General features: G+C 35.6%; 18 protein-coding genes and 1 other annotated feature. Of the genes, 15 read left to right on the top strand and 3 right to left on the bottom strand.

What is annotated here, in order from left to right; translation table 11 throughout:
* Nucleotides 1-12 precede the first annotated feature (12 nt).
* Nucleotides 13-1,437: an FAD-binding oxidoreductase gene (locus RCH56_RS01640; protein WP_306483259.1), complete on the bottom strand. Its 1,425-nt coding sequence runs from the start codon at nucleotides 1,435-1,437 to the stop codon at nucleotides 13-15.
* 521 nt (nucleotides 1,438-1,958) lie between these two features.
* On the opposite strand from RCH56_RS01640, the gene RCH56_RS01635 reads away from it, so the two are divergent.
* The 7 genes from RCH56_RS01635 to RCH56_RS01605 all read left to right on the top strand — a co-directional run bounded on the left by RCH56_RS01635 (nucleotide 1,959) and on the right by RCH56_RS01605 (nucleotide 9,512).
* The gene (locus tag RCH56_RS01635; RefSeq protein WP_306483257.1) at nucleotides 1,959-3,098 is read left to right on the top strand and encodes an acyl-CoA dehydrogenase; all 1,140 of its coding nucleotides are present in this window, start codon (nucleotides 1,959-1,961) and stop codon (nucleotides 3,096-3,098) included.
* Nucleotides 3,099-3,131: 33 nt separating this feature from the next.
* Nucleotides 3,132-3,941, top strand: a complete 810-nt coding sequence (locus tag RCH56_RS01630) for an electron transfer flavoprotein subunit beta/FixA family protein (RefSeq protein ID WP_306483256.1) — start codon at nucleotides 3,132-3,134, stop codon at nucleotides 3,939-3,941.
* A gap of 9 nt (nucleotides 3,942-3,950) precedes the next feature.
* Entirely contained in the window at nucleotides 3,951-4,955 is a 1,005-nt protein-coding gene (locus tag RCH56_RS01625; RefSeq protein WP_306483255.1) for an electron transfer flavoprotein subunit alpha/FixB family protein, read from the top strand.
* Nucleotides 4,956-5,097: 142 nt separating this feature from the next.
* Nucleotides 5,098-5,877: an enoyl-CoA hydratase-related protein gene (locus RCH56_RS01620; protein WP_306483254.1), complete on the top strand. Its 780-nt coding sequence runs from the start codon at nucleotides 5,098-5,100 to the stop codon at nucleotides 5,875-5,877.
* A 41-nt stretch (nucleotides 5,878-5,918) separates the two neighbouring features.
* On the top strand, nucleotides 5,919-6,761 hold the full coding sequence (locus RCH56_RS01615) for a 3-hydroxybutyryl-CoA dehydrogenase (protein WP_306483253.1): 843 nt from the start codon (nucleotides 5,919-5,921) through the stop codon (nucleotides 6,759-6,761).
* A 44-nt stretch (nucleotides 6,762-6,805) separates the two neighbouring features.
* Nucleotides 6,806-7,990: an acetyl-CoA C-acetyltransferase gene (locus tag RCH56_RS01610; RefSeq protein ID WP_306483252.1), complete on the top strand. Its 1,185-nt coding sequence runs from the start codon at nucleotides 6,806-6,808 to the stop codon at nucleotides 7,988-7,990.
* Nucleotides 7,991-8,168: 178 nt separating this feature from the next.
* Nucleotides 8,169-9,512 carry an acetyl-CoA hydrolase/transferase C-terminal domain-containing protein gene (locus RCH56_RS01605; RefSeq protein WP_306483251.1) on the top strand — a complete coding sequence of 448 codons (1,344 nt, stop codon included), beginning with the start codon at nucleotides 8,169-8,171 and terminating at the stop codon, nucleotides 9,510-9,512.
* A 112-nt stretch (nucleotides 9,513-9,624) separates the two neighbouring features.
* Here RCH56_RS01605 and RCH56_RS01600 read toward each other — a convergent pair whose 3' ends face one another.
* Nucleotides 9,625-10,296 carry a hypothetical protein gene (locus RCH56_RS01600; RefSeq protein ID WP_306483250.1) on the bottom strand — a complete coding sequence of 224 codons (672 nt, stop codon included), beginning with the start codon at nucleotides 10,294-10,296 and terminating at the stop codon, nucleotides 9,625-9,627.
* Complete coding sequence (locus tag RCH56_RS01595; protein ID WP_306483249.1) at nucleotides 10,293-10,772, bottom strand: aminoacyl-tRNA deacylase; 480 nt, start codon at nucleotides 10,770-10,772, stop codon at nucleotides 10,293-10,295. Before RCH56_RS01595 ends, RCH56_RS01600 begins: the two co-directional genes overlap by 4 nt.
* 85 nt (nucleotides 10,773-10,857) lie before the next feature.
* Between RCH56_RS01595 and RCH56_RS01590 the strand changes: the two genes are divergently transcribed.
* From RCH56_RS01590 to pheS, 8 genes are all read left to right on the top strand, one after another.
* Nucleotides 10,858-11,604 (top strand): metal-dependent hydrolase, encoded by a 747-nt coding sequence (locus tag RCH56_RS01590; protein WP_306483248.1) that lies wholly within the window; start codon nucleotides 10,858-10,860, stop codon nucleotides 11,602-11,604.
* Nucleotides 11,605-11,908: 304 nt separating this feature from the next.
* Nucleotides 11,909-12,763 (top strand): DegV family protein, encoded by an 855-nt coding sequence (locus RCH56_RS01585; protein ID WP_306483247.1) that lies wholly within the window; start codon nucleotides 11,909-11,911, stop codon nucleotides 12,761-12,763.
* 11 nt (nucleotides 12,764-12,774) lie between these two features.
* Nucleotides 12,775-13,227: a MarR family winged helix-turn-helix transcriptional regulator gene (locus RCH56_RS01580; protein WP_306483246.1), complete on the top strand. Its 453-nt coding sequence runs from the start codon at nucleotides 12,775-12,777 to the stop codon at nucleotides 13,225-13,227.
* A 90-nt stretch (nucleotides 13,228-13,317) separates the two neighbouring features.
* Nucleotides 13,318-13,434 (top strand) — a sequence feature (ribosomal protein L20 leader region).
* Nucleotides 13,411-13,965, top strand: a complete 555-nt coding sequence (infC, locus tag RCH56_RS01575) for a translation initiation factor IF-3 (protein WP_015778266.1) — start codon at nucleotides 13,411-13,413, stop codon at nucleotides 13,963-13,965. It overlaps the preceding feature by 24 nt.
* 1 nt (nucleotide 13,966) lies before the next feature.
* Nucleotides 13,967-14,164 (top strand): 50S ribosomal protein L35, encoded by a 198-nt coding sequence (gene rpmI, locus RCH56_RS01570; protein WP_306483245.1) that lies wholly within the window; start codon nucleotides 13,967-13,969, stop codon nucleotides 14,162-14,164.
* A gap of 10 nt (nucleotides 14,165-14,174) precedes the next feature.
* The gene (rplT, locus tag RCH56_RS01565; RefSeq protein ID WP_297380389.1) at nucleotides 14,175-14,528 is read left to right on the top strand and encodes a 50S ribosomal protein L20; all 354 of its coding nucleotides are present in this window, start codon (nucleotides 14,175-14,177) and stop codon (nucleotides 14,526-14,528) included.
* On the top strand, nucleotides 14,528-15,253 hold the full coding sequence (locus tag RCH56_RS01560; RefSeq protein WP_306483244.1) for an RNA methyltransferase: 726 nt from the start codon (nucleotides 14,528-14,530) through the stop codon (nucleotides 15,251-15,253). Before rplT ends, RCH56_RS01560 begins: the two co-directional genes overlap by 1 nt.
* Nucleotides 15,254-15,514: 261 nt before the next feature.
* Nucleotides 15,515-16,395: phenylalanine--tRNA ligase subunit alpha (pheS, locus tag RCH56_RS01555; protein ID WP_306483243.1), on the top strand; the 881-nt coding region annotated here is incomplete at its 3' end.

The raw sequence follows: 16,395 nt of genomic DNA, 5'->3' as shown, positions 1-16,395 counted from the left end.
TACTCCTTAGTTTTATTCAAGTCCTATAACTTTATCTGGGTTAAGAATCATATTAGGGTCGAATACTTTCTTGATTCCTCTCATTATTCCTGTATTTAAATTTCCTTCAAATTCCTTTAGATATTTAAGCTTACCAGATCCTACTCCGTGCTCACCTGATAGTTTACCACCGAGGTCGTATGCTTTCTTGTAGATTATAAGCATGAATTCATTAACTTCGTCCTTGAATTGGTCAAGCTTGTCACTTTCATTAGAAAGGGTGTAGATGTGTAAGTTTCCGTCTCCTGCGTGACCGAAGCTTTGTACGTCGAACATATATTCTTCAGAAGTTTCATTTACGAATTCTACATATTCTGCAATTTTTGTTATTGGAACTACGACGTCACATTCATCAAGAAGTTCGTATTGAGATTCGATTGCTTCAAGGAATGAGCTTCTTGCAGCCCACGCTTCTTTAAGTTGTGCTGGAGTATCAGCTACTAATACGTCGATTGCTCCATTTTCTGTAAGAACTTCTGCAGCTCTTTCCATCGTATCGTAAATACCATCTTCATCATCACCATCGAATGTGATAAGTAGGTAAGCATTCACATCTGTACCTTCGATGTTTTTAGGGAAAGTTTCCTTTCCGATATATTTTTCAGAAGCAAGAACTATCTTTCTTTCCATAAATTCGATAGCTTGAGGGTTAAGATTAGCTTGGAATAGTTTTGGGACAGTTGCTATACAGCTGTTTAAGTCTTCAAATGGAACTATTAATGAAATAGTTGTCTTTGGAGCTGGAACTATTTTTAGTGTTAACTCTGTTATGATTCCAAGTGTTCCTTCAGAACCAATCATAAGATCCTTAAGTGAATAACCTGTTGATGATTTAGAAATTACAGCACCAAAATTAGTGATTTCTCCGTTAGGAAGAACAACTTCCATAGCTCTAACATAATCTCTTGTTGTACCGTATTTAACAGCACGCATACCACCAGCGTTTGTAGCAACGTTTCCGCCTAGAGTTGCGAATTTTTCACCTGGATCAGGTGGGTATAGGTAACCTTTTGATAGACAGTCTTGAGCCAAATCATTTAGTAAAACACCAGGTTGTACTCTAACTACCATGTTATCTTCATCATATTCAATAATTTTGTTCATGGTTTGCATGTTGATCATTACACCTTTTTTAATAGCAACACCAGCACCTGTAAGACCAGTACCAGCTCCTCTTGCTATAACAGGAACTTTGTTTTCGTTACAGATCTTCATTACAGCTGCTACATCTTCTGTAGATGTTGCATCGACAAGACAATCTGGGTAGCCTTCACCATAGATTGGCATTTCATCATGGAAGAAGTCTTCGTTTACCTCGTCTCCAACATAAACTTTGCCAGAAACGGCGTCTTTGATTTGTTGGATAATATCATCTGATATTGCGTTATAATTATTCATTTAAACCTCCTATAAATAATATGTATTAAATATCATTTAATATTTATGCTTAGATTATATCACAAGATTTTAGATTTGTAAAAATGTTTTCAAAAAAAATTTTTCAAGAATTAAAATCAAATATCGTTGAAAATTAAACATTATACCGCTATAAGGTTTTTTGATAGGGAAACAATGAAATTATCTCTGTAAACGATTGACATAATAGTTATTTGTGATATCATGATTAATGAAGAGATAAATAAGCTTATATCTATGAAAATATGCTTTTATATTGTATAAATATACTTATTCTACTAATAAATAGTTAATTTATTTAAGTCGATAAGGAAAATGTTTATATATATAAGGAAAATAAATTTCATGGGCTTAGGTTTTTATAAAATCTATATTAAAATTTTGTAAAAACTTAAAAAAGAGCTTGACATTTGTCGTTAACATTGTTAATATAATAACATAAGAGTTAGTTAAGAATATATCAGTTCTGATATATCATCTAAAAAGTTTTATAAGGAGAGATTATGTATAAGTTAACAGAAGAACAATTAGAAATGAGAGACATGTTCAGAGACTTTGCTCAAAAAGAAGTTGCTCCACTTGCAATAGAAGTAGACGAGAAACACATGTTCCCAGAAGACAACGTAGCAAAAATGCAAGAGCTAGGATTTTTCGGAATTCCTTTCGATGAAGAATACGGTGGAATAGGCCTTGACACACTTACATATGTTCTTGCTGTAGAAGAACTTTCTAAAGCATGCGCAACAACAGGAGTTATCGTTTCAGCTCATACATCACTTTGCGCTGATTGTATTAACAAATTTGGTAACGAAGAACAAAAAGAAAAATACTTAACACCACTTGCTTCAGGTGAAAAACTCGGTGCATTCGCACTTACAGAACCAGATGCAGGAACAGACGCATCAGGACAAAAAACTGTTGCTAAACTTGATGGAGATCACTACGTACTAAACGGATCAAAAATCTTTATAACGAACGCAGGTTACGCTGATACTTATGTTGTATTTGCAATGACTGATAAAGAGCAAGGAACTAGAGGGATTTCTGCATTCATCGTTGAAAAAGGAATGGAAGGATTCGACTTTGGTACAGTAGAAGATAAGATGGGTATCAAAGGTTCATCAACAATGGAATTAATCTTTAGAGATTGTAAAGTTCCAAAAGAAAACCTACTTGGTGAAGAAGGTAAGGGCTTCAAATACGCAATGCAAACACTAGATGGTGGTAGAATTGGTATAGCAGCTCAAGCTTTAGGTATAGCTGAAGGTGCTCTTGATAAGGCAGTTAAATACGTAAAAGAAAGAAACCAATTTGGAAGACCATTAGCTAAATTCCAAAATACACAATTCAAACTTGCTGAAATGGCAATTGACATTGAATCAGCTCGTCACTTAGTTTATAAAGCAGCAACACTTAAAGATGCTGGTGAAAGCTACACAGTAGCAGCAGCTGAAGCAAAACTTAAAGCATCAAGAGTTGCAATGGATGTTACAACAAAGGCTGTTCAACTACTAGGTGGATACGGCTATATCAAAGAATATGAAGTTGAAAGAATGATGAGAGATGCAAAAATAACAGAAATATATGAAGGTACTTCAGAAGTAATGTTAATGGTTGTATCTGGCGCATTATTAAATAAATAAGCTCGATAGTTACTTAGAATTAAAGGGGGATATATGAATATTTTCGTATGTGCGAAACAAGTTCCAGACACAAATGAGATCAAAATCGATCCTATCACAAATACACTTATAAGAAAGGGCGTTCCAAGTATCCTAAATACTTATGATGCTTTCGCTCTTGAACAAGCTCTTAGACTTAAGGACAAGGATCCTGAAGTAAACATTGTAGTAATATCAATGGGACCTGGACAAGCAGAAGCAATGCTTAGAGATTGTCTAGCTGTTGGTGCTGATAAGGCATATCTTGTAACAGATAGAAAATTCGGTGGATCTGACACACTTGCTACATCTTACATTCTATCTAATGCTATAAAGGCAGTAGCAGAAAAAGAAGGCGAACCTGACCTAGTTTACTGTGGTCTTCAAGCAATCGACGGAGATACAGCACAAGTAGGACCAGAACTTGCAGAACACCTAGGACTTCCTCAAGTTACACGTGCTTATACAGCAGAGCTAAACGATGAAGGAATTAAAGTTTTACAAGAAGTAGAAGGCGGAGCTCAAAACGTACAATGTGTACTTCCAGCCCTAATCACATTTACAAAGTATGGTGACGAAGAGCTTAGATATCCAAAAATCAAAAACAAGCTCAAAGCTAAAAAAGCTGAAATCGGACAAATCACATTCGACGACTTAGAAGCTACAATAGACAAGACAAAAATTGGTCTTAAGGGATCTCCAACTAGAGTTAATAAATCTTACGCTCCAGACAGAACAAAAATTGCAGTTATGTTTGAAGACATGGAAGCAGAAGAAGCTGCAACTAAGTTAATGGATGCTCTAGTAGATCAAAAGCTTATTTAAGGGGGAAGTATGACAGATTGTAAAAATCTTTGGGTAATAGTAGAAACAAATGAAGAAGGAAAAGCCTTAAATGTTGGATTAGAATTACTAAATCCAGGCAGAAAAATGGCTGATGTACTTAAAGAAAAACTATATGCAGTAATCATAGGCGAAAATGCTGATAATGCAAAAGAAGAAGTTAAAAAATACGGCGTTGACGGCGTAATTACTGTAGAAGGTAAAGAATATAAACAATACAATACAGACATCTACACAAATGCTGTATGTAAACTTGTTGAAAAACACAATCCAAATGTAATCCTAATCGGTGCTACTAACGTAGGACGTGACCTAGGTCCAAGAATTTCTTCAAGACTTGGAACTGGACTTACAGCAGATTGTACAGAACTTGACGTTGACTTTGAAACAGGAAATGTAAAATGGACAAGACCTGCCTTCGGTGGTAACTTAATGGCACAAATCCTTTGCCCAGATTCTAGACCACAAATGGGTACAGTTCGTCCAGGGGTATTCTCTAAAGAAGAAGTTGGCGCAAAAGATGAAATCGATGAAATCTCTGAAGATATTAAATATGACGGAGAAGTTAGAACAAAAATCTTAGACTTCATCCCAAGAGATGAAGGAGAAGATGTAGATCTTGCTGGTGCAGAATACATCGTTTCTGGTGGACGTGGACTTGCAGATCCTGCAAACTTTAAGTTAATCGAAGAATTAGCAGAAGCCTTAGATGGTACAGTAGGATCATCACGTGCTGCTGTAGATGCTGGTTGGATTTCTCACTCTCACCAAGTAGGTCAATCAGGTAAGACTGTAGGACCAAAAGTTTATATAGCAGTTGGTATCTCTGGAGCTATCCAACACTTGGCTGGTATCGGAGCAAGTGATACAATCATAGCTATTAACAAAGACCCAGATGCACCAATATTTGATATAGCTGACTACGGTATTGTTGGGGACTTATTTGAAGTAGTTCCAAAATTAACAGAATTAATAAAAGAAAGAAAAGCTAACTAATTAGCTTGTAGGATAGAAGCTGCTTAGAAGATGATAGTTTAATAACATCAGATTATAAGCAGCTAACTATTGAAGCTTATTGATAAAAAAATATCATAAAATAAAGACCTAGTAATAATTTATTGCTAAACAGGAGGCGATTATGGAATATAAGACAATCAAGTACGAAGTTGATGGCTTCATAGGAAAGCTTACAATCAATAGACCAAAGGCTCTTAATGCACTTAACTCTGAAGTTCTTGATGAACTTGACAAAGTTTTAAATGAAATTAAGGAAAACAAGGACTTAAGAGCCCTAATAGTAACAGGCGAGGGAAGAAGCTTCGTTGCAGGAGCAGATATCAAGGAAATGTCAACACTTTCTCCACTTGAAGGAAAAGCTTTTGGTAAGAAGGGGCTAGCAGTATTTAGAAAACTAGAAAGTCTCGAAATCCCAACAATAGCAGCTGTTAATGGATTCGCCCTAGGTGGTGGATGCGAGCTTGCTATGAGCTGTGATTTTAGAATCGCAAGTGATAAGGCGCTATTTGGTCAACCTGAAACTGGTCTTGGAATCCTACCAGGATTTGGTGGAACACAAAGACTACAAAGACTAGTTGGACCTGGATATGCGAAATATCTAATCTATACATCATCAAATATCAAGGCTGATAAGGCATTAGAAATAGGACTTGTTCAAGAAGTAGTTGCTGCCGATGAATTAGAAGAAAGAGTAGCAAAACTTGCTTCTAAAGTTGCTTCTAACGGACCAGTTGCAGTAAGACTTGCCAAAGAAGCTATAAACGTTGGTGGACAAGTTGATATAGATTCAGCTATTAAGATTGAAGAAAACCTATTTGGTCTTTCATTTGCGACAGAAGATCAAAAGGCAGGCATGAATGCTTTCTTAAATAAGGAAAAGGCTGAGTTTAAAAATAAATAATCGGGTAAGTATAAAATAGAGAGAAAAATAAAGGAGTAATTATGAAAATTGGAGTAATCGGTTCAGGAATTATGGGTGGCGGTATCGTAGAAACTGCTGCAAGAAAATACGAAGTAGTAGTTAGAGATATCAAAGATGAATTCTTAGAAAAAGCTAAAGCAAGAATTGAAAAATCCTATGCTAAACAAGTTTCTAAAGAAAGAATGACAGAAGATGAAAAAGATACAGCTCTTAAAAATATTACTTACACAACAGAAGTAAAAGATTTGGCTGACTGTGACGTAGTTATAGAAGCTGCTACAGAAAATCCAAAACTTAAAAAAGAAATCTTCAAAGAACTTGACGAAGTTGTAAAAGAAGGAGCAATCCTTGCATCTAATACATCTTCACTATCAATTACAGATATTGCTGCATCTACAAACAGACCAGAAAACGTTATTGGAATGCACTTCTTCAATCCAGTTCCAGTTATGAAACTAGTTGAAGTTATTAGAGGACTTCACACATCTGATGAAACAAACACAACAATATTTAAACTTGCAGAAGATTTAGGAAAACAACCTATAGAAGTTAAAGAAGGACCAGGATTTGTAGTAAATAGACTTCTAATCCCAATGATTAACGAAGGAATCGGAGTTCTTGCAGATGGACTTGCAAGCGTTGAAGATATAGACAAGGGAATGCAACTTGGTGCAAACCATCCAATGGGACCTCTTGCTCTAGGAGATCTTATAGGCCTTGATACATGTCTTGCAATCATGGAAGTTCTATACAACGAATTTGGAGATAGCAAGTACAGACCAAATCCACTTCTAAGACAAATGGTAAGAGCAGGAGACCTTGGTAGAAAAACTGGTAAAGGTTTCTACGACTACAGCAAATAAAAAATAGACCAAAAGTAAACGAATTTTAAATATAAGGAGATAATATGACTAGAAAAGTAGTAATAGCAAGTGCAGCAAGGACGCCAATAGGATCATACGGCGGAGCATTAAAATCAGTTAGTGCTCAAGATTTAGGAATTACAGCAGTTAAGGGAGCAATTGAAAGAGCAGGAATTAAACCAGAAGATGTAGATGAAATGGTATTTGGTTGCGTACTTCAAGCAGGTCTTGGACAAAACGTAGCTAGACAAATTTCTATCGGAGCAGGTATCCCTAAAGAAAAACCAGCAATGACTCTTAATATTGTATGTGGTTCAGGACTTAGAAGTGTATCTCTAGCAGCTCAAATGATTATGGCAGGAGATTCTGACATAGTTGTAGCTGGTGGTACAGAATCAATGTCAAATGCACCATACCTTCTTCAAAACGAAAGATGGGGAGCTAGAATGGGAGATAAGAAGGCTGTAGACGAAATGATTAAAGATGGTCTTTGGGATGCATTCAACAACTATCACATGGGTATGACAGCTGAAAATATAGTTGAAAAATTCGGTCTAACAAGAGAAGAACAAGACGAGCTTGCTGCAATGAGCCAAAACAGGGCAGAAAAAGCAAGAGCAGAAGGTAAATTCAAAGACGAAATCGTAGCTGTAGAAGTAAAAGATAGAAAAGGAAATGTAACTGTAGTTGATACAGATGAACACATCAGAGAAGGCGTAACAGCTGAAGGTATCTCTAAACTTAAACCAGCATTTAAGAGAGATGGTGGTAGTGTAACAGCAGCTAACGCATCAGGTCTTAACGATGGATCTGCAGCACTAGTAGTAATGAGTGAAGAAAAAGCAAAAGAATTAGGCGTTAAGCCACTTGCTACAATCGTAAGCTACGCTACAGAAGGTGTTGATCCAGCTATCATGGGTACAGGCCCAATCCCAACAGTTAGAAAAGCTCTTGAAAAAGCTGATCTAAAACTTGAAGATATCGACCTAATCGAAGCTAACGAAGCATTCGCTGCTCAAGCCCTATCTGTAATCAAAGAGCTTGGTCTTAACACAGATATAGTTAACGTAAACGGTGGTGCAATCGCTCTTGGACACCCTGTTGGAGCAAGTGGAGCAAGAATCCTTACAACACTTCTTTACGAAATGCAAAAGAGAGATTCTAAAAAAGGTATTGCAACCTTATGTATAGGTGGTGGTATGGGTACTGCTGTAGTAGTTGAAAGATAAGAATTAATAATGATGGAGGGTGTATGCTTACACCCTCTTATTTTATCTAAAAACACCTATAAATTAGAATAAAGATTAAATGAAAGTGGTTGATAATAAATATCAAATAGAGAATAAAACATATATTTATGGGTATAATATATACTGAAAACGATTTTAATATAAAAAGGGGTTCAAAATGGATTTTGAAAAATTATATCAAGATAAACTAATAACAGTAAAGGAAGCAGCAGGACTCGTTAAAGACGGGGATTGGGTTGAAATGGGCTGGGGAGCCTTGGTACCAGTAGACTTTGATAAGGCTCTTGCAGCAAGAGTAGACGAATTAAAAGACGTAAAGATTAGAAGTGGTGTTGTTCCTTACAACCCATATGTAGGCCAGGCAGACAGCACAGGAGAACATTTCATCTATCATTCTTGGCACTCAACTGGACCAGAAAGAAAGTTAGTCAACAACAATAAGTACGGTGCTTATTTTATTCCAATCAAATACTCTGAAATAGAAAGATATATAGCAGAAAATGCAAATAAGGCTACTGTATCAGTTATCCAAGTTTCTCCTATGGATAAACACGGTAACTTCAATTTTGGACTATCAGCATCTCACGCCCTAACATCTTTTGAAAACTCAGAAAAAGTTGTGCTAGAGGTTAATGAAAACGTACCAGTTGCTCTCGGTGGATTTAGAAATTTTATCAATATCAAAGACGTGGACTATGTCTATGAATCAAGCAACTACGATATGCTAACTCTACCAGGCGCAAAATTTGGAGAAGAAGAAATCCAAGTTGCCAAATATGTTGTAGATAATCTAAGAGATGGCGATACTCTACAATTGGGTATCGGAGGGCTCCCTAATGCTATAGGAAGTCAAATTGCTAAGTCTGATTTAAAAGATTTGGGAGTTCACTCAGAAATGTATGTAGATAGTTTCAGGGAGATGGCTCAAGCTGGAAGAATTACAGGCAAGAGAAAAGATATAAACCCAGGTAAGCAAGTATATGCCTTTGCAGTAGGAAGCCAAGAGATGTATGACTATATCGATGGCAACGAAGAACTCATGGCAGCTCCAGTTTCTTATGTAAACGATATTGATGTAATAGCAGCTCACGATAACTATGTATCAATTAATACAGTATTAGAAGTTGACCTTTGGGGCCAAGTTTCTGCCGAATCTGTAGGTAGTAAGCATATCTCTGGAGCAGGTGGAGCCCTTGACTTTGTACTTGGAGCCTACAGATCCAAGGGTGGTAGATCATTTATAGCTCTTAAGTCTTCTAGAGTTAACAAGGAAGGTAAGAGAATTTCAAATATAGTTCCAACTTTCAAACCTGGTACCCAAGCAACTGCTGTAAGAAGCAACACCCACTATATAGCAACAGAACAAGGTATAGTAAACTTCAAAGGTCTATCAACATGGCAAGCAGCAGAAGCTCTTGTTAGCTTAGCTCATCCAGACAATAGAGATGAGTTGATCAAAGAAGCAGAAAAACTAGGAATTTGGAGAAAATCTAATAAATAAGCTAAAATCAATAAAGCTCGCATTAATTTGCGAGCTTTAGATCATTAAATCTAGTTTTATATGTTATTATTTAATCAAGTTAAGAATTAATTGTCAAATACAAGATATTTGTTTAAAAATCACATCGCTTAAGATTTTCTAGTCTATCATAAATTGCTTTTAGGTATATAGTACCATTTTTTTCCTCTGTCATAAGCTTATCTATAATTTCAATCATCCGCACAACTACATATTTTGATAGATAAAAGGCCTGGATGCCATTTGCAAGAATCGACCTTCTGCCGTTAATTACTATATCGTTTCTGATTTCAGCAAAATAAGTGAGAAGTTTTTTTCTATTTTTATCATCTTCTATAAGTTTTTCTATTAAGTATGTCAAGGCTAGTATGTATTCATCCTTGAGAGGATTTATAGTAAATTCTATAAGGCCTTCTTCATTTAGGAAAATATCTTCTTTATTTTCCTTATTCATATAAAAACTCCTATATTTTTCCTCATTAAAGGGGAAAAACTCTGGATAAAGTCCGTAGGAAAAGTTAGAATTTGAAATTCTTCTCCTAAAAAAGTCCAGTTCTTGGCTCGATGAATCAAGACACGCTATAAAAATGGGAGAAAGGATTACAAAAATCATCAGCTTCTCATAATCTCTATCGTTAGCAACTAGGAACTTAACTTCACTTAAGTGTTCTTCCTCCCTATCTTCCTCCAATTTCTCCTTTAAATCAGACGATTTATTATAAGCATAGGATAAATTTCCAGAAGTTAAGATTTTAATCATTTTCATTGGGTAATATCCTCATATTTGCCCTTAGTTGCCTTTATGAAATCATCAGGTCTAAGTTTTAAGCCGTGACCGATTTTGCCAGCAGACACTTTGATTATATCGTGATTTCTGGCCTTTTCGTCAAGGACTACTGGATAGTCCTTTTTCATAGCAATCGCTGTTGTAGCTCCCCTCTCATAGCCTACGGTTTTCTTAAGGTCTTTTAGGTGGAGCATAGAAAGGCTTTTTACTCCGCAGGCTCTCGCTGCCTTTTTGAAGTCTATAGAATCTGCTGCAGGTATTACGAGGACGAAGACTTCCTTGTCTTTAGAAATAGTTGCAAGAGTCTTATAGACTATATCTACATCCTCGTGAGTTTTTTCTGCTATATCTACTGCAGAAGTAAAGTCTCCTTCTAACTCATAATCAACGTGTTGATAATCTATATTCAAATTGTCTAAAATTCTCATGGCATTAGTTTTAAAATCTTTTTTCATATTAGCTCCCTTCAAAGTAATTATACGATAAATTTATATTTGACAAGATTGGGTATATATTTTAAAGATAGTAAGGGAGTTTGTTATGTATGATGATATCAAAGTAAATTATGTAGGGGAGAATTGCTATAGTTTGGAGCTTGGAGAATATCTTTTAGTCTTCGATTATTGTAATGGGATACTCAACATTCCAGATGATAAGAAGACTATATTCTTTGCCACAAGCAACAGGGATGGTCACTATACCCAAGAGATTTTGAAGTTATTTGATATGGATAACTTTAGCTACGTTTTATCCTCAGACATTGCCTACGATAAGGGAGATGGCAATGTGATTTATCTAAATGATGAGGGGCTTTCCGTCGAAAATCTCAAAGACTTATATAAAAAAAGGAATGTGATTTTCATAAATTCATCGGATAGATATAAGCTAACTAAGGATATAGAGGTCTTAAGTTTTTCCGCTAATGGATTTGGTCTAAGCTTTCTTGTAAAGGTTTTTGATTTTTCTATCTTTTATACGGGTGAGTCTATTTTCTTTAAACAAGGAGAAGGGAATACTAAACTTATAAATTATCTTTATGAAATATTTGATAGAGAAGGAGAAATAGACTTAGGATTTTTTCCCATAAAGACAGATGAGGGAAGTGCTAGTTTCTCCTATCCAAGAAGTTTTATAGAGATATTCAATCCACAAATATTTTTCCCCCTAAACGTCGATGAGGACTTTGAAATGAGCAAGGATTTTGCCGTAAGTTTTTCAGAGAATCCTACAGACGTGAGATTTATTGACGAAGATAATCAGGATTTTGAAATAGACATGGATGATTAAAGTAGGATAGTAGATAAGCCTACAAAGTGGTATAATAAGCCGTAATAAAAGATTTTAGACGAAGATTCATCCATAGGTAATAAGATCTTTGACAAAGACGAGTAAATAGTAATACTTATCCTATGGAAAGGTCCTAGTATTTATGGATAATTTACTAATAATAGTTTTACTAGTCTTTAAGAGACTTTTAATATAGTTGTGTTTGTATTTCTCTTGATTAATATAGAAATTTTCTAAAAGCTTTAGTAATAATAAAAAGTAGCTATAGAAGATTTATTAATATAGAGAATCGTTAGGAGTAAATATGGAAAAAATAGCAATAATGGTAGATTCAGGGGCTGATATTTCCCCAGAGCTTGCAAGGGAAAAGGGCATATATTATCTTCCTTTATATGTCAATATAGGAGGAGAATTCCTTAAGGATAGGATTGATATCAGTCCTGATGAATTCTATTCCTATATCAAAAAAGAAGGAGATAAGGCAAAAACAAGTCTTCCAGCGCCAGGAGATATAATGGAGCTTGTTGAAGAGATCAAAAATGACGGATACGGAAAGGTAATAATGCTTTGTATAGGAAGTCACTTCTCGGGAACTTATAATTTATGTGATATGCTCGAAGCTTCCAATATAGAAACCTATGCCTTTGATAGTAGAAATCTTACCATGGCAGAAGGTTTTTTGGCTCTTTTTGCCAAAGATCTAATAGACCAAGGGAAAAGTTTCGGAGAGGTAAAAGAAGAATTGGAGAAGACCCGTGAGAATTCTAGGGTATTTTTCACTTTGGAATCCCTAAAATATATAGTAGAAGGTGGGAGAGTCCCAAAAACTTTTGGCAAGCTTTCTGATTCCTTAAATGTTAAGCCACTAATCACGGTTAATCCTGAAGAGGGTAAATTTAAGCTAATGAAGATTGTCAGAGGAGAGAAGAGGATCTTCAAGCAATTCTATAAGATCGCCAAGGAATATTTACAAGATGCCAAAAACTACTATATATTTATAGGAGATGGTGACTCCAATGATATGGCCGATAGGCTTGAAGATACCCTAAAGGAATTTATTGATGGGGCGAGCCTTTTTATCAAAGGACAAATTTCCCCAACTCTTGGAGCTAATACAGGACCTGGCCTATTCGGCTTTGCCTTTCTAAAGATAAGCTAGATAGGGTAGTTATGAATAAGAAAAATAAGGATAATATTCTAGATGAGATTGTAAAAAAGACCAAGCTTCATTTTTTTAGGTCAGTCTTTATGAACTATCATTCCTCATCTCTAAGTTTGGCTGAGAGTATGATCCTAGAAGTTATAGAATATCTCGATAGACCAAGTATAAACGACTTGGTAAAGTTTCTATATATGTCCCAGCCCAATGTTTCTTATAGGATTAATATCTTACAGAAGAAGGGCTATATAACAAAGACTAAGTCAATGGAGGACGCAAGGATTACTCACATAGTCTTAACAGATAAATACTTTTCATACAAAAGGATTAAAAATGAGCTTACTGCAAGGGTTCTTAGAAAAGTAGAAGATAAACTTGATAGCAAAGAGAGAGAGTATCTATATGATAATTTGGACCTTGTAAATAGGGAGCTTGAAAAAGAGCTTAGAGAATTTCTTAGATAGAAATAATTAATTAAAATAGGTGTTTTTTGTCAGAAATAAGAGAAAGACTCTTGACAAAAAAGCCATGATATAGTACTATAAGAAGCGTAGACAACAAAGAAGTACCCAACTCACCTGCCGACTTAAGTTTGTAGGTTAATAATTTTTAATTACGAGATTTAATTATAAATTGGAACGGGTACTTTGTGCCCGCTTTTTTTAATATATGGAGGTATACTTATAAAAGATTTAAGAATAAATGATGAAATTAGAGCTAAGCAAGTAAGACTTATTGATGAAAATGGTAATCAGGTAGGAATAGTTGACCTAAACAGAGCCCTAGACATGGCTTATGATAGCAAACTTGACCTAGTATTGATGAGCCCAAAGGCTAAGCCACCTGTTACTAGAATAATGGATTACGGCAAGTTCAAATATGATCAAGAGAAAAAAGAAAAAGAGAATAGAAAAAAACAAAAAAATGCTCAACTAAAAGAAACAAGATTTTCTCTTAATATAGAAGATAATGACTTGCAAACAAAAGCAAATCAAAGCATGAAATTCTTAAATAACGGGGATAAAGTAAAAGTTTCTATAAGATTCCGTGGTAGAGAGCTTGGACGTAAAGAGCCTGGCTACGAATTGATGGATAAGTTTAAGACAATGCTAGGAGATTCTTACAAGGTTAGCAAAAAACCAAAAATGGAAGGAAGATCTCTAGTAATGTTTCTAGAACCAAATGATGAAAAAGGAGAATAAGATGGCAAAGAAAAATAAAACAAGAAGAGCTGCAGTTAAGAGATTCAAAGTTACTGGCAGCGGAAAAGTAATGAGAAGAAAAGCTTACAAGGGACACCTTACAGCTAAGAAATCACCAAACAGAAAAAGAAGACTAAGAAAAGCAACAGTTGTTTCATCAAGTGAATTGAAAAACGTTAAGAACATGATCGGTGCATAGGAGGATATAGATGGCAAGAGTAAAAAGAGCAGTAAACGCTAAAAAAAGACACAAAAAAGTATTAAAACAAGCTAAAGGATACTACGGTTCCAAGAGCCTTCTATTCAGAACAGCTAACCAAGCTGTAATGAAATCTCTTAACTATGCTTACATCGGAAGAAAGCACAGAAAAAGAGACTTCAGAAAACTATGGATCGCTAGAATCAACGCAGCAGCAAGACTTAACGGAACAAGCTATTCTAAATTTATGGGTAACCTTAAGAAAGCAAACATCGACATCAACAGAAAAATGCTTGCTGAACTTGCAGTAAACAACCCAGAAGAATTCGCTAAACTTGTAGAGCTTGCAAACCAAGCAGCTTAATGATAATCAAATCTCAAGCTAACCCAAAGTTTAAATTAATAAAAAAACTTAGAAACAAAAAATACAGGGACAAGGAAGGACTATTTGTCATTGAGTCAAGAAAGCTAATCGAGGAAGCTATCAAGTCTAATGCCGAGATAGACTTTCTTTTCTTAAGAGAGGGGATATCTTTTGAAGGAAATATCCCTTACCTTGTATTTGATAGAAACTTATTTGCTAAGCTAAGCGAGTTAAAATCTCCAGACGGCTATGCTGCAGTAATCAGAAAGAAAGAAGCTTGTAATTTAAAATCAGATAGGATCCTTCTTCTTGATCATATTTCTGATCCTGGTAATATGGGAACAATAATTAGATCTGCCGAAGCCTTTGGTTTTTCTGATATAATCCTAACCAAGGGATGCGTGGATATCTACAACGAGAAATGTCTAAGGGCATCCATGGGGTCAGTCTTTAGGGAAAACATAGTGGAGCTTAGCCTAGAGGAGATAAGAAAGCTTAAGAAAAGCTATAGATTTCTTTCGAGTCATATGGAAGGAATCGATGTTAGAAAGTATGATAGTTCTAACGATTTGATAATTCTTGCTATAGGAAACGAGGCCAATGGACTGAGTGAGGATATAAGGAAATTGACCGACGATTTTATCAAAATTTCTATGCAAGGAGAAATCGAATCCTTAAACGCTGCTATCGCAGCGAGCATAATGATGAATACACTAGGCTATTGATTCGGAAAGACTTTAGTTATTCTTATACAGCAAATTGGGGATGTTGAGAGCCTTTTAAGTAACGACTAGGGATATTCACCGATGAAGCTTGAGATGAATAAAGTAGTCGATACGTCTAAGCTTACGTTAAAGCTAAGAGTGGATTTATATAAGTATTTATTAGAAGTCTAAATTTTAGTAAATATTGTATATAAATCAAATAAGGTGGTACCGCAGAAATATCTGTCCTTTAGAGGGCGGATTTTTTTATTTGGAGGAAAAATGGAAGAGAATTTAACAAAAGTATTAGAAACTTTTACTAATAAAATAGAAGCTGCTAAGTCACTAGACGACTTGGAAAAGCTAAGAATCAAGTACTTAGGAAAAAAGGGAGAGATAACAGATCTTAAAAAGTCAATTGCCAAACTTCCTAATGAAGAAAAACCAGCCGCAGGTAAGTTAATCAACAAGACCAGCAAGGAAATAGAAGAGAAACTTCTTCTTAAAAACGAAGAAATCAAAAAAGCCCTCCTAGAAGAGAAGGTTAAGGCAGAAAAAATTGATGTCACAGCCCACTTCGACAAGTACGAATCAGGTCATTTGGCAGTGATCAACCAAACTATGGAGGAGCTAGAATCAATCTTTCAAAACATGGGCTTTGATGTAGTAGAAGGTCCAGAAGTCGATACAGTGAAGTTCGTCTTTGATGATCTTAACTCACCAGAAGATCACCCAGCAAGGTCAACATCAGATACCTTCTATATAAATGATGAAGTTTTGCTTAGACCTCACACATCAAGCATGCAAATTAGAGTAATGAACGAAGGCAAACTTCCTATAAAAATGGTTTCAGCAGGCAGAGTTTTCAGAAACGACGAAGTCGATGCAACCCACTCACCAATGTTCCACCAATTGGAATGTTTGGTAGTTGACGAGAATGTCTCTATGGCTAACCTTAAGGCGACTCTAGAGACCTTTATCAAGGAAATGTTTGGAGATGAGATGAAACTAAGATATCGTCCTCACCACTTCCCATTCACAGAGCCAAGCCTTGAAGTAGACGTAACTTGTCCAATCTGTAAGGGAGAGGGATGTCCTGCTTGTGGTAACACTGGTTGGTCAATGGAACTTTTGGGTGGAGGAATGGTTCATCCAAATGTACT

Origin of the sequence: Anaerococcus sp. (assembly GCF_030825785.1) — a bacterium.
Taxonomy (GTDB): domain Bacteria; phylum Bacillota; class Clostridia; order Tissierellales; family Peptoniphilaceae; genus Anaerococcus.
This window is presented reverse-complemented; position numbering and strand designations above follow the sequence as displayed.

Excerpts from the sequence above, each read along its gene's own strand:
- RCH56_RS01625 (WP_306483255.1), top strand. The coding sequence starts at position 3,951 with ATGACAGATTGTAAAAATCTTTGGGTAATAGTAGAAACAAATGAAGAA.
- RCH56_RS01635 (WP_306483257.1), top strand. The coding sequence starts at position 1,959 with ATGTATAAGTTAACAGAAGAACAATTAGAAATGAGAGACATGTTCAGA.
- RCH56_RS01640 (WP_306483259.1), bottom strand. The coding sequence starts at position 1,437 with ATGAATAATTATAACGCAATATCAGATGATATTATCCAACAAATCAAA.
- RCH56_RS01600 (WP_306483250.1), bottom strand. The coding sequence starts at position 10,296 with ATGAAAATGATTAAAATCTTAACTTCTGGAAATTTATCCTATGCTTAT.
- RCH56_RS01615 (WP_306483253.1), top strand. The coding sequence starts at position 5,919 with ATGAAAATTGGAGTAATCGGTTCAGGAATTATGGGTGGCGGTATCGTA.
- rplT (WP_297380389.1), top strand. The coding sequence starts at position 14,175 with ATGGCAAGAGTAAAAAGAGCAGTAAACGCTAAAAAAAGACACAAAAAA.
- RCH56_RS01590 (WP_306483248.1), top strand. The coding sequence starts at position 10,858 with ATGTATGATGATATCAAAGTAAATTATGTAGGGGAGAATTGCTATAGT.
- rpmI (WP_306483245.1), top strand. The coding sequence starts at position 13,967 with ATGGCAAAGAAAAATAAAACAAGAAGAGCTGCAGTTAAGAGATTCAAA.
- RCH56_RS01610 (WP_306483252.1), top strand. The coding sequence starts at position 6,806 with ATGACTAGAAAAGTAGTAATAGCAAGTGCAGCAAGGACGCCAATAGGA.
- RCH56_RS01560 (WP_306483244.1), top strand. The coding sequence starts at position 14,528 with ATGATAATCAAATCTCAAGCTAACCCAAAGTTTAAATTAATAAAAAAA.
- RCH56_RS01605 (WP_306483251.1), top strand. The coding sequence starts at position 8,169 with ATGGATTTTGAAAAATTATATCAAGATAAACTAATAACAGTAAAGGAA.
- RCH56_RS01620 (WP_306483254.1), top strand. The coding sequence starts at position 5,098 with ATGGAATATAAGACAATCAAGTACGAAGTTGATGGCTTCATAGGAAAG.
- RCH56_RS01585 (WP_306483247.1), top strand. The coding sequence starts at position 11,909 with ATGGAAAAAATAGCAATAATGGTAGATTCAGGGGCTGATATTTCCCCA.
- RCH56_RS01630 (WP_306483256.1), top strand. The coding sequence starts at position 3,132 with ATGAATATTTTCGTATGTGCGAAACAAGTTCCAGACACAAATGAGATC.
- RCH56_RS01580 (WP_306483246.1), top strand. The coding sequence starts at position 12,775 with ATGAATAAGAAAAATAAGGATAATATTCTAGATGAGATTGTAAAAAAG.
- RCH56_RS01595 (WP_306483249.1), bottom strand. The coding sequence starts at position 10,772 with ATGAAAAAAGATTTTAAAACTAATGCCATGAGAATTTTAGACAATTTG.